This window comes from Nioella aestuarii (assembly GCF_050896395.1).
GTDB classification, from domain to species: domain Bacteria; phylum Pseudomonadota; class Alphaproteobacteria; order Rhodobacterales; family Rhodobacteraceae; genus Nioella; species Nioella aestuarii.
This window is the reverse complement of the sequence record NZ_JBPBBA010000032.1, coordinates 15,140-27,123: the sequence shown is the minus strand read 5'-3', so window position 1 is coordinate 27,123 and position 11,984 is coordinate 15,140. Positions and strand designations below refer to the sequence as shown.

The window sequence follows — 11,984 nt, the reverse complement described above, 5'->3', positions numbered from 1 at the left end:
TTGGTTCAAACACCGAAACAGGCGCCCTAAGTTGAGTGTCATCGGAGGCACAACGCCTTCAACCGCACATGCACAACAAATGACACCTGAAAGGAAAGACCCATGAAAACCATCGCACTTGCAACCGCCCTCACCGCCGCTCTGGCCGCCCCCGCCGCTTTCGCATCCGACAACCTTGCCGCATCGCTTGGTGTTGAACCCGGCGTCTATTCAACCTCTGAGCTTGTTCGCCTGAGCCAGGCCCTGTCTGACAACGATCATGCCGAGGTGGCCTTTATCCTGAACGGCGGCGCTGGCCCGGTTGACGGCTCGATTGCCTTCGACGCCCGCATCCGCAATGCCGCAGAAGATGATGAGCACGCCCTCGTCGCCTACCTGAACAACAGCGGCACCGAGGTGATCTCGACCCAGAGCTTCGGCCACAACGACGTCGCAGCCCGCATCTTCGCCGAACTGGCCGAAGAAACGCGCTTCGAAGACTAATGCCCATCACTCACGGGCCGGAACCGGCAGGGTGCCCCTCTCCCCATCCCGCCGGTTCCAACAAAAAACCCCCGATGCCGATGTGGCGCCGGGGGTTTTTCATGTTTTGCTTGCAAGATCAGATGCGTTCGATCGCAATCGCGATGCCCTGACCGCCGCCAATGCACATGGTGATCAGCGCCTTGCTGCCGCCGGTGCGTTCCAGCTCGTGCAGGGCCTTGACGGTGATGATCGCGCCGGTCGCGCCAACGGGATGGCCCAGTGCAATCGCGCCACCATTGGGGTTCACCTTGGCGGGGTCGAGCCCCAGACCCTTATTCACCGCCAGCGCCTGTGCGGCAAAAGCCTCGTTCGATTCGATCACATCGAAATCGGTGACAGACAGGCCCGTGCGCGCCAGCAGGTTCTGAACCGCAGGCACCGGCCCGATGCCCATCACCTCGGGACGCACGCCGGCATGGGCATAACCGATGATCCGCGCGCGGGGCTTCAGGCCCGCAGCCTCAGCCGCATCGGCGCGGGCCAGGACCAGCGCACCGGCACCGTCATTGATGCCCGATGCATTGCCCGCTGTTACGCGCCCGTCCTTTTTGAACACCGCCCGCAGCCCGGCCAGCGTTTCCATGGTGGACGCCTTGGGATGCTCATCGGTGTCGAAAGGCACCATATCGCGCTTTACCTTCACCTCGACCGGGGCGATCTGGTCTTTGAAATAACCCGCTTCAATCGCGGCAAGCGCCCGCTTCTGGCTTTCCACGGCGAAGGCATCCATCTGCTCACGCGTGATGTCATGTTCTTCTGCGACGTTTTCTGCCGTCACCCCCATATGACCGGTGCCAAAGGGGCAGTTCAGTGCGCCGACCATCATGTCGGTGCCGTTCATATCGCCCATCTTCTGGCCCCAACGAATGGCAGGCACAATGTAGGGCCCGCGGCTCATGCTTTCGGCACCACCTGCAAGGCCAAACTCGGCGTCGCCCAGCATCAGGTTCTGCATGACCGACACGATGGCCTGCAACCCGGACCCACACAGGCGGTTCACGTTCATTGCGGGCGTGGTGTCGGGAATACCGGCCTGCATCGCTGCCACGCGGGACAGGTACATGTCGCGTGGTTCGGTGTTGATCACATGGCCAAAGGCCACATGGCCGATCTGCTTGCCGTCCACACCGGCCCGTTCCAGCGCAGCCTTGGCAGCCATGGTGCCTAGCTCAATCGGGGGTGTCGCAGCCAGAGACCCGCCAAACGTGCCAATAGCTGTCCGGGCACCGGACAGGATCACGATATCGGTCATTATAGTCCTCCAAAGACTGTAACCCGCCCTGCGGCGGGCCGTGTGTCAAATTCCCCTGAACGCTGTTTTACCCGCGCTGCGCGGGGTCCGCCATGAGCCGTTTCAGCGCGCTTTGGAATCCGTCCGCATCTGACGCGAGGGAATGCAGAACTTCGTCCTGATAGCTTTCTGCAATCGGTGTCAGCGCATCGACCATAGCGCGGCCACTGTCGGTCAGCGCCAGAACCACCAGTCGCCGATCGGCGGGAGAGGCGGTTTTGGTGATATACCCCATCTCCTCCAACCGCGACACGGCGCGGCTGACCTTGGATTTGTCCAGTTCCGCCTGCGCTGCAATTTCCCTGACGGATACGGCGGTTTGCTGGCTCAGATGCGCAACAACACGCCATTCGGATCGGGACAGGCCAAACATTTCCCGGTAGTGGCGGGCGAACTGGCGGCTGATCCGCTCGGCGACCACAGCCAGCTGATAGGGCAGGAAATCATCCAAAACGAAGGGCTTCTTGGTGTTCATGCTCCAAGGATGGGGCGAAACCGGCTCGTACTGCAAGTCAGAACAGAAAAAGCCCCGGCGATTGGCCGGGGCTTTTTGGGGTTACAGTCGGGCCGCTTAGGCTGCGTCGAACTGCATTGGCGCTACCTGTTGGAACAGGCCGGTTGCGCGCAGTTTCTCCAACACTTCGGCCGGGGGCTGCGCATCGAGATACAGCAGCGCGATGGCATCCTTGCCAGCACCGGATCGGCCCAGGGTAAAGTTCGCGATGTTCACGCCGTTTTCACCCATGGTCTGACCAAGCGTACCGATGATGCCCGGCACGTCCTCGTTGGTGGTGTAGAGCATATGCTCGCCGATCTCGGCGTCGATATTGATGCCCTTGATCTGAATGAACCGCGGCTTGCCGTCGGAAAAGACCGTGCCCGCGATGGACCGGGTGCGATGCGGAGTCACGACCTCCAGCCGGATATAGCCTTCGAACGCACCGGATTTGTCCTGCGTGGTGGTGGAGATCTCGATCCCGCGTTCGCGCGCGATGACGGGGGCCGACACCATGTTCACATCCGGGTTCACCGCTTTCATGATGCCCGCGATGACGCCACAGTTCAGCGCCTCAAGGTTCATCGTCCCGGCAACCCCGTTATAGGTGATGCGGATCTCGTCGATGGCTTCGTCGGTCAGTTGTCCCACAAAGCTGCCCAGATGCTGCGCAAGCTTCAGCCACGGGCCCATGACCTTCGCTTCCTCTGCCGTCACGGACGGCATGTTCAACGCGTTCTGAACGGCGCCGGTCAGCAGATAGTCTGCCATCTGTTCGGCCACTTGCAGCGCCACGTTTTCCTGCGCCTCGGTCGTCGCCGCGCCAAGGTGGGGCGTGCAGACCACGTTGGGCAGATTGAAGAGCGGGTTTTCCGTGGCCGGTTCAACCGAGAAGACGTCAAACGCCGCGCCCGCCACATGGCCAGATTTCAGCAGCTCGGCCAGAGCGACCTCGTCGACCAAACCGCCGCGTGCGCAGTTGATGATGCGAACGCCCTTCTTGGTCTTGGCGAGATTTTCCGCAGACAGGATATTGCGGGTCTGGTCGGTCAGCGGCACGTGCAGGGTGATGAAGTCGGCGCGCTTGAGAAGCTCCTCAAGCTCCACCTTTTCGACACCCATCTTGTCGGCCTTTTCTTCCGACAGGAACGGGTCATAGGCGATGACCTTCATCTTCAGGCCACGGGCCCGGTCGCAGACGATGCCACCGATATTGCCGGCCCCGATGACGCCCAGCGTCTTGCCGGTCAGCTCGACCCCCATGAACTTGGATTTCTCCCACTTGCCGGCATGGGTTGAGGCGCTGGCTTCGGGGATCTGACGGGCCACGGCGAACATCATCGCGATGGCATGTTCGGCGGTGGTGATCATGTTGCCGAACGGGGTGTTCATGACGATCACGCCCTTCTTGGACGCGGCGGGCTTGTCGATATTGTCGGTGCCGATCCCGGCACGGCCAACCACTTTCAGGTTGGTGGCGGCTTCGAGGATCTTCTCCGTCACCTTGGTGGCAGAGCGGATGGCAAGGCCGTCATACTCACCGATCCGGGCAAGCAGAGCGTCCTTGTCCTTGCCGAGTTTCGGTTCGAAATCCACCTCGATGCCACGATCGCGGAAGATCTGGACAGCGGTTTCGCTGAGGCTGTCGGATACGAGAACTTTGGGGGCCATTGGGTTATGTCCTTTGTCGGGTTCTGCCTGTCATCCCTGTGAAAACGGGGATCTCGCAGGGCAGAGGAATATGGGAAAAGCCCCCCGCTTGCGCGGGGGTGACAGTCTTGGCTCAGGCAGCTTTGGCCTGCGCGGCGATCTCGGCCTCGAAAGCCCATTCCAGCCAGGGCAGCATGGCCTCGATATCCGAGGTCTCTACCGTCGCCCCGCACCAGATCCGCAGACCTGCGGGCGCGTCACGATAAGCACCGATATCAAGCGCGATGCCCTCGGCCTCCAGCCGCTTGGCCACGGCCTTGGCGAAGACAGCGCCATCAACGATCCGATCATCGGTGAACTTAAGGCAAACACTGGTGTTAGACCGGGTTGCATCATCCTCAGCCAGGTTGGCGATCCAGTCGTTCCGGTCGCAGAAATCCCAGACAGCCTGGGCATTGGCGGAGGAGCGGGCGATCAGCCCTTCCAAGCCACCAACCTCACGCGCCCAGTCGAGCGCGAACAGGTAATCTTCCACACACAGCATCGAGGGCGTGTTGATCGTCGCACCGGTAAAGATGCCGTCAATAAGCTTACCGCCCTTGGTCAGGCGGAAGATCTTGGGCAGCGGCCATGCGGGTGTATAGCTTTCCAGCCGCTCAACCGCGCGGGGGGACAGGATCAGCATCCCATGCGCGGCTTCACCACCCATCACTTTCTGCCAGCTGAACGTCGTCACATCCAGCTTGTCCCAGGGTAGATCCATCGCGAAGGCGGCACTTGTGGCATCGCAGATCGTCAGCCCGGCACGATCTGCGGGAATCACACCGCCATTGGCCACACGCACGCCGGACGTGGTGCCGTTCCAGGTGAAGACCACGTCGGTGTCATAATCGACCGACGCCATGTCAACGATCTGGCCATAGTCGGCGGTTTTCACCTCTGCGTCGATCTTCAGCTGCTTGACCACATCCGTGACCCAGCCAGAGCCAAAGCTTTCCCAGGCGATCATGGTGGCCTTGCGTTCGCCAAGTAGCGACCAAAGCGCCATCTCAACGGCGCCGGTGTCGGATGCGGGCACGATGCCGATCTTGTAATCTGCGGGGATGCCGAGGATCTCGCGCGTGCCTTCGATGGCAGCCTTCAGCTTGTCCTTGCCAATAGCGGCACGGTGGCTGCGGCCCAGGGGCGCGTCCTTCAATGCATCAAGAGTCCAGGTGGGGGGTTTGGCACAAGGGCCAGAGGAAAAACGCGGGTTAGCCGGCCGCGCAGCCGGGGTGTTCGTTACCATCGCTGGTATCCTTCCAGATAAGCGCCCCTCGTTGGGGAGGGGTGTCCCACCGCCGGAATTACGTCCAGAGGCAGAGACACACAAGTCGGAAAATTCGGCAAAGGCGTCGTTTTGGGCAAATAATGCGCCAACCGCGTTCACGATCGGAAACGTGCGGAAACACAACCCATCCGGGTAACACTTCGACATCGCAGTCCTTTTTCGTGCTAAGGTGGAAACACGGCCCAATTCAAACGTCATAACGGGCCGAATGACGGGAGGACCAAATGCACAAACTGACAAAGGCGGCCTTGGCCGCGACCGTTCTGCTCGCCGCGCCTGCTGCTGCCCAGAACGATGATCTTGTTGCCCGTGGCGCGTATCTCGTGACTGGCCCCGCAGGCTGTGGCAACTGCCACTCGCCCATGGGCCCAACTGGTTTCATTGAAGGGCAGGACCTTGGCGGGCGGCTGGTTGAAGCCAATGACATGTTCACCGCCATTGCCCCAAATATCACCCCGGCCTCGCGCATTGCCGACTGGACCGATGCAGAACTGTCGCGCGCAATCCGCGAAGGCATTCGCCCGGATGGATCGGTCATTGGCCCACCTATGCCATTTACCTTCTACCGCGGCCTGTCAGACACCGACCTTGCAGCCATCGTCGCCTATCTGCGCACGGTTCCCGGCGTCGACCACGACCCGGGCCAGTCCGCCTATAACATCCCCCTGCCTCCCGCCTACGGCCCGCCTGTGGAAAGCGTCGCCGACATCCCCGCAGGTGTGACGGTAGAATATGGCGAGTACCTCGCCGGACCGGTGGCCCACTGCTTGGAATGCCACACGCCGATGGGTCCGATGGGGCCGATGGTTGAGACCGATCTGGGTCGTGGCGGGTTCGAGTTCCATGGGCCGTGGGGCATCTCGGTTGCATCAAACATCACCAGCCACGAAGACGGTCTGGCCGGCTATTCGGATGACGAAATCGCCACGATGATCACGCAAGGAATGCGGCCCGATGGCACGCCGATGTTCCCGCCGATGCCCTATGGCTTCTTTGCGAACATGACCGGCGACGATCTTGCCGCAATCATCCTCTACCTGCGCAGCCTGCCGCCGCTTCCTGACGCAGGCTGATCCTCTGGAAATCGGCGCCGCCCCGTGGTTTATGCGCACCAAACGCAGGCCACGGGGGGCACACCCATGTTCATCGCAACACTTCTGACCAATCCCGCGACCCCGAAACTCGAGGGCGCACTGGTCGAATCGCTTCGTAACGCTTGGGGCGGTGGCGATGCGCTGTGGCTGTCACCCGATGTGGCCGCTGAATTTGCCCTGCCCACAATCCCCGCCAATAGGTGGGAGGTCTGGGACAATCTGCAATCGGAAGGCGTGGACCTGGTCGTTCAACCCTGCCAGGACCGCCGCAAGAAGATGCTGCTCGCCGACATGGACAGCACCATGATTCAGCAGGAATGCATTGACGAACTGGCCGATGAGGCGGGCGTAGGTGAACGCGTGAAAGACATCACCGCCCGCGCCATGAATGGCGAGCTGGATTTCGAAGGGGCGCTCATAGAACGGGTTGGCCTTCTGAAGGGCCTGCCCGAAAGCGTGATCACCCGCGTTCTCGAAACCCGCATCACCCATATGCCCGGCGGCAAGGTTCTGCTGTCCACCATGAAGGCCCACGGCGCCCATGCGGCGCTCGTCTCTGGTGGTTTCACCGCGTTTACTGCACGCGTCGCTTCCGATCTGGGCTTTGACGAAAACCGCGCCAACACACTGCTGGCCGAGAACGGTCATCTGACCGGCGATGTGGGCCGCCCGATTCTGGGACGCGAAGCCAAGATCGAGGCGCTGCACCAGATCACCGCTCGGCTAGGCATCACCCCCGCCGACGTGATCGCCGTAGGCGACGGGGCCAATGACCTTGGGATGCTGGGGCTTGCAGGCACCGGCGTGGCGCTACATGCGAAACCATCCGTTCAGGCCGAATGCGATATCCGCGTGAACCATGGCGACCTGACGGCGCTTTTGTACCTGCAAGGCTATGCCGACAGCGATTTCGCCAGCGCTTGATCTCTGGACGAAGTGGGGCTGCAACCGGCAGCTCGCTTCACCCCAAAGAAGAACGGGCCCCGAAGGGCCCGTTTTGCGTTCATGAACTGAGAGCTTACTCCGCCGGAACGGCCTTCTCCTCAATCCCCAGCGGATGGGTGATCTTGTTCAGCATCTCTTTCGGGCAGATCTGGAGGAAGTTGCCCTTCTCCTCGTCCCAATGCTGAAGGATATCGGATGCCTTGCGCGACCCGGTCTCGGCGGCGTGACGCGCCACCAGGCCATGCAGCTGGTCTTCCCAGTGATCCACCGTGACCGGGCAGGTCACCAGCGTTTCCAGGTTCATGTTCTCCAGCGCGGTGCCCTCGGGATCGTAAAGATAAGCCATACCGCCCGTCATCCCGGCCCCGAAATTAGCGCCGATGGACCCAAGGATCACAGCAACGCCACCGGTCATGTATTCACAACCGTTGGACCCGCAGCCCTCGATCACCACCTTGGCGCCAGAGTTCCGCACCCCGAACCGTTCCCCGGCCCGGCCAGCGGCAAAGAGATACCCATCGGTCGCGCCGTAAAGCACGGTATTGCCGATGATCACGTTCTCATCCGCGGCAAGCGGGCTGACCTGCGCGGGCCGCACGACGATCGTGCCCCCAGACAGGCCCTTGCCCACGTAGTCGTTGGCATCGCCCGACACTTCCAGCTTCAGCCCAGGCGCTGCAAAGGCCCCGAGCGACTGCCCGGCGGAGCCTTCCAGCTTCACCGTCAGGTGGTCGGGTTGCAGCGCGTTGCGCATCCCGAAGTTTTTGACGATGTGGCTCGACGTCCGCGTCCCAATGGTCCGCAGGGTGTTCTGCACGGCGTATGACAGCTGCATCTTCTCACCATCTTCAAGGAAGCGGTGCGCATCCTTGACGATTTGCGCGTCCAGCGTATCGGGCACCGCGTTGCGCGGCTTGTGCCGGTCGTAAACGATGTTCTGCGATCCATCGACGGTGATCAGCAGCGGGTTCAGGTCCAGATCGTCCAGATGGGCGGACCCACGGCTGACCTGGCTCAGCAGATCGGCGCGGCCGATCACGTCATCCAGCGACCGTGCACCGATGCTTGCCAGCAATTCCCGCACTTCCTGCGCGTAGAAGGTGATCAGGTTTACCACCTTGTCGGCGTTACCGGTGAATTTGGCGCGCAGGCTTTCATCCTGCGTACACACGCCCACCGGGCAGGTGTTGGACTGGCACTGACGCACCATGATGCAGCCCATGGCGATCAGCGCGGCAGTGCCGATGCCGTATTCCTCAGCCCCCATCATCGCCGCCATGACAATGTCACGGCCCGTGCGAAGCCCGCCATCGGTGCGCAGCGTCACGCGGCCCCGAAGGTTGTTCATCGCCAGCACTTGATGTGCCTCGGTAAGGCCCATTTCCCACGGCAGACCCGCGAACTTGATCGAGGTTGCGGGCGATGCACCCGTACCGCCATTGTGGCCCGAGATCAGGATCACGTCTGCCTTGGCCTTTGCCACGCCGGCAGCAATCGTGCCGACGCCGCTTGAGGCCACCAGCTTCACTGTCACCTTACAGCGCGGGTTGATCTGCTTGAGGTCGTAGATCAGCTGCGCCAGATCCTCGATGGAATAGATATCGTGGTGCGGCGGCGGCGAAATCAGCGTCACGCCCTTGGTGGAATGGCGTAGCCTTGCAATCAGGTCAGTGACCTTCATGCCGGGCAACTGGCCGCCCTCGCCGGGCTTGGCGCCTTGCGCCACCTTGATTTCCAGCTCTTCGCAGTGGTTCAGGTATTCGGCGGTCACGCCGAAACGGCCCGACGCCACCTGCTTGATCTTGGCAGAGGGATTGTCGCCATTGGGTTCCGGCACGAAATGCGCCGGATCTTCACCGCCTTCACCACTGTCAGACTTCGCGCCGATCCGGTTCATGGCCACGTTCAGCGTCTTGTGGGCCTCTGGGCTCAGCGCGCCAAGGGACATGCCCGGCGTGACAAACCGCTTGCGGATCGAGGTGATGCTTTCCACCTCTTCAATCGGGATCGGCTTGCCCAGCGCTTTGATGTCCAGAAGGTCACGCAAATGAATGGGCGGGTTCGCCTTCATCTTGGCCGAATACTGCTTCCACATCTCGTAGGACGCGGTGTTGCAGGCCATCTGCATCATATGCATCGTCTGCGCTTCCCAGGCGTGCTTCTCGCCCGACCGGCGCGCCTTGTAGAAGCCGCCAATGGGCAGAATGTCGGTCTGGCTAAGCCAGCCTTTGGCATGCACTTCCTCGGCCTTGCGCTGAAGACCGCTGACACCGATGCCCGAGATGCGGGAAATCATGCCAGGGAAATATTCCGCCACCATGGCGCGGGACAGGCCAACGGCCTCGAAGTTCAGACCTCCGCGATAAGAGGAGATCACCGAGATCCCCATCTTGGCCATGATTTTCAGCAGGCCCTGGTCAATCGCATTGCGATAGCGCGCCATCGCTTCGGTCAGGCTGCAATCCAGCAGGCCCCGCTCGATCCGGTCGGCAAGGCTGTCCTGCGCAAGATAGGCGTTCACGGTGGTCGCACCCGCGCCGATCAGCACGGCGAAGTAATGCGGGTCGATGCATTCCGCAGACCGCACGTTCAGCGAACAGAAGGTGCGCAAACCCTGCTTGGTCAACCAGCTATGTACGGCGCTGGTCGCAAGGATCATCGGCATTGCAATGCGATCTTCGCTCTGGCCCCGATCGGTCAGAACCAGATGGCCTGCACCGGACCGCACGGCATCTTCCGCCTCGCGCCGGATGCGTGCCAGTTCCTCGCGCAGCAGGCCCTGGCTGCCACCGGTCGGGAAGGTACAGTCGATATTGACCACGCTCTCGCCAAACTGGCTCAGAAGAGCCTCGAACTGGGCGTTGGTCACGAAGGGGCTTTCCAGCACCAAAATCTCGGTCTGGCTGCTGTCCTCGTCCAACACGTTCTTTAGGTTGCCGAAGCGGGTCTTCAGGCTCATCACCCGATATTCCCGAAGGCTGTCAATCGGCGGGTTCGTCACCTGGCTAAAGTTCTGGCGGAAGAAGTGGCTCAGCGGCCGGTACTGCTTGGACAGCACCGCAGAGGGCGTATCATCGCCCATCGAGGCCAGCGTTTCCTTGCCGTCTTCGGCCATCGGCGCAAGGATCTGTTCCAGCTCTTCGATGCTATAGCCCGCCGCGATCTGGCGCTGGCGCAGCTCATGCCCGGCGAAGGCCGCCGATTCCGTCAGCCCCTCAGTCTGCTCGCCAAGGTCGACGACCTTTTCCACCCAATCGCCAAACGGGCGGCTGGCGGCCAGCAGGTCTTTGACTTCGGTGTCGTGGTAAAGCTTCGCCTCGGCCATATCGACGGCAATCATCTGTCCCGGCCCAAGCGCACCTTTTTCGATCAGGTTCGCCTCGTTTACCGGCACCATGCCCGCCTCGGACCCTGCAATGAGCAAGCCCTCGCCCGTCACCACATAGCGCATCGGGCGCAGCCCGTTCCGGTCCAGCCCGGCACAGACCCAACGGCCATCGGTCATGGCCAGCGCGGCGGGTCCGTCCCACGGCTCCATCACGCTGTTGCAATAGGCATACATGTCCTGCCACGCCTGCGGCAGCTCGGTCGAGGTCTTGGACCAGGCCTCGGGCACCAGCATGGTCTTGGCCATGGGCGCATTACGGCCAGCTCGCACAAGCACTTCGAACACGGAATCGAGCGCCGCCGAGTCGGACGACCCGCCGGGCACGATCGGTTTGATGTCTTCTGCCAGATCCCCGAAATAGGACGACGCCATACGGATCTCGTGGCTTTTCATCCAGTTCAGGTTGCCCTTCAGCGTGTTGATCTCGCCGTTATGGGCCAACATGCGGAAGGGCTGTGCCAGCCACCATTGCGGGAAGGTGTTGGTGGAATAGCGCTGGTGATAGATGGCGAAGGCCGACTCAAAGCGGTCATCCTGAAGATCAGGGTAGAACTCCGAAACCTGCTCAGCCAGCATCATACCCTTGTAGATGATCGACCGGCAGGACAGCGAACACAGGTAAAGCCCGCTGACACCGGCAGCCGCAGCCGCCTTTTCGATCCGGCGGCGGATGACATACAGCTCGCGCTCGAACGTCTCCTCATCCACGCCCTTGGAGTTCGAAATCAGGATCTGTTCGATCTCGGGCCGGGTCGCGTTGGCCTTTTCCCCCAGACAGGTCACATCAACCGGCACATGGCGCCAGCCATAGATGTAGTAGCCCATCCGCAGAACTTCGCTTTCCACGATGGTCCGGCAGGTTTCCTGTGCCCCGAAATCGCTGCGAGGCAGAAAGACCTGACCGACGGCCATCAGAACATCCATGTCGGGCTCATGCCCGGTACGGCGGATCTGGTCATAGAAGAACGAGGCCGGGATCTGCACATGGATGCCTGCGCCATCGCCGGTTTTACCATCGGCATCGACCGCGCCCCGGTGCCAGATCGCCTTGAGCGCGGTAATCCCCGCTTCAACCACCTGACGGGTCGGTTTGCCATCCAGTGACACGACAAGGCCAACACCGCAGGAAGAATGTTCTTCTTCCTCGATATACATGCCGTTCTCTGCCATCCACTTGCGCTTGGCCTCTTCGGCGGCGACCCAAGATGCATCGTATTTGGTCATTGAGGCTCTCCTTTCACGGGGGATCGGGCCGCGGCCCGTCC

Annotated in this window: 8 protein-coding genes; 3 read left to right on the top strand and 5 right to left on the bottom strand. The window is 61.6% G+C overall.

Features of this window, described 5'->3' with window-relative positions:
- The first annotated feature begins 102 nt into the window (after positions 1–102).
- Positions 103–483 carry a hypothetical protein gene (locus ACROHD_RS16045; RefSeq protein WP_432679289.1) on the top strand — a complete coding sequence of 127 codons (381 nt, stop codon included), beginning with the start codon at positions 103–105 and terminating at the stop codon, positions 481–483.
- Positions 484–601: 118 nt separating this feature from the next.
- Here ACROHD_RS16045 and ACROHD_RS16040 read toward each other — a convergent pair whose 3' ends face one another.
- From ACROHD_RS16040 to ACROHD_RS16025, 4 genes are all read right to left on the bottom strand, one after another.
- Positions 602–1,777 (bottom strand): acetyl-CoA C-acyltransferase family protein, encoded by a 1,176-nt coding sequence (locus tag ACROHD_RS16040; protein WP_432679288.1) that lies wholly within the window; start codon positions 1,775–1,777, stop codon positions 602–604.
- 67 nt (positions 1,778–1,844) lie between these two features.
- Positions 1,845–2,291, bottom strand: coding sequence for a MarR family winged helix-turn-helix transcriptional regulator (locus tag ACROHD_RS16035; protein WP_432679287.1), 447 nt, complete (start codon positions 2,289–2,291; stop codon positions 1,845–1,847).
- Positions 2,292–2,387: 96 nt separating this feature from the next.
- Complete coding sequence (serA, locus tag ACROHD_RS16030) at positions 2,388–3,983, bottom strand: phosphoglycerate dehydrogenase (RefSeq protein ID WP_432679286.1); 1,596 nt, start codon at positions 3,981–3,983, stop codon at positions 2,388–2,390.
- 112 nt (positions 3,984–4,095) lie between these two features.
- Complete coding sequence (locus tag ACROHD_RS16025; RefSeq protein WP_432679285.1) at positions 4,096–5,250, bottom strand: phosphoserine transaminase; 1,155 nt, start codon at positions 5,248–5,250, stop codon at positions 4,096–4,098.
- A gap of 266 nt (positions 5,251–5,516) precedes the next feature.
- On the opposite strand from ACROHD_RS16025, the gene ACROHD_RS16020 reads away from it, so the two are divergent.
- Complete coding sequence (locus ACROHD_RS16020; protein ID WP_432679284.1) at positions 5,517–6,365, top strand: c-type cytochrome; 849 nt, start codon at positions 5,517–5,519, stop codon at positions 6,363–6,365.
- 66 nt (positions 6,366–6,431) lie between these two features.
- Positions 6,432–7,310, top strand: a complete 879-nt coding sequence (gene serB, locus ACROHD_RS16015) for a phosphoserine phosphatase SerB (protein WP_432679283.1) — start codon at positions 6,432–6,434, stop codon at positions 7,308–7,310.
- 94 nt (positions 7,311–7,404) lie between these two features.
- On the opposite strand, the gene gltB is transcribed toward serB, so the two are convergent.
- Complete coding sequence (gene gltB / locus ACROHD_RS16010; RefSeq protein ID WP_432679282.1) at positions 7,405–11,943, bottom strand: glutamate synthase large subunit; 4,539 nt, start codon at positions 11,941–11,943, stop codon at positions 7,405–7,407.
- Between the last annotated feature and the right edge of the window lie 41 nt (positions 11,944–11,984).

What these genes read in the sequence shown, in the direction of transcription:
- ACROHD_RS16045 (WP_432679289.1), top strand. Translation starts at nt 103, where the DNA reads ATGAAAACCATCGCACTTGCAACCGCCCTCACCGCCGCTCTGGCCGCC.
- ACROHD_RS16040 (WP_432679288.1), bottom strand. Translation starts at nt 1,777, where the DNA reads ATGACCGATATCGTGATCCTGTCCGGTGCCCGGACAGCTATTGGCACG.
- ACROHD_RS16035 (WP_432679287.1), bottom strand. Translation starts at nt 2,291, where the DNA reads ATGAACACCAAGAAGCCCTTCGTTTTGGATGATTTCCTGCCCTATCAG.
- serA (WP_432679286.1), bottom strand. Translation starts at nt 3,983, where the DNA reads ATGGCCCCCAAAGTTCTCGTATCCGACAGCCTCAGCGAAACCGCTGTC.
- ACROHD_RS16025 (WP_432679285.1), bottom strand. Translation starts at nt 5,250, where the DNA reads ATGGTAACGAACACCCCGGCTGCGCGGCCGGCTAACCCGCGTTTTTCC.
- ACROHD_RS16020 (WP_432679284.1), top strand. Translation starts at nt 5,517, where the DNA reads ATGCACAAACTGACAAAGGCGGCCTTGGCCGCGACCGTTCTGCTCGCC.
- serB (WP_432679283.1), top strand. Translation starts at nt 6,432, where the DNA reads ATGTTCATCGCAACACTTCTGACCAATCCCGCGACCCCGAAACTCGAG.
- gltB (WP_432679282.1), bottom strand. Translation starts at nt 11,943, where the DNA reads ATGACCAAATACGATGCATCTTGGGTCGCCGCCGAAGAGGCCAAGCGC.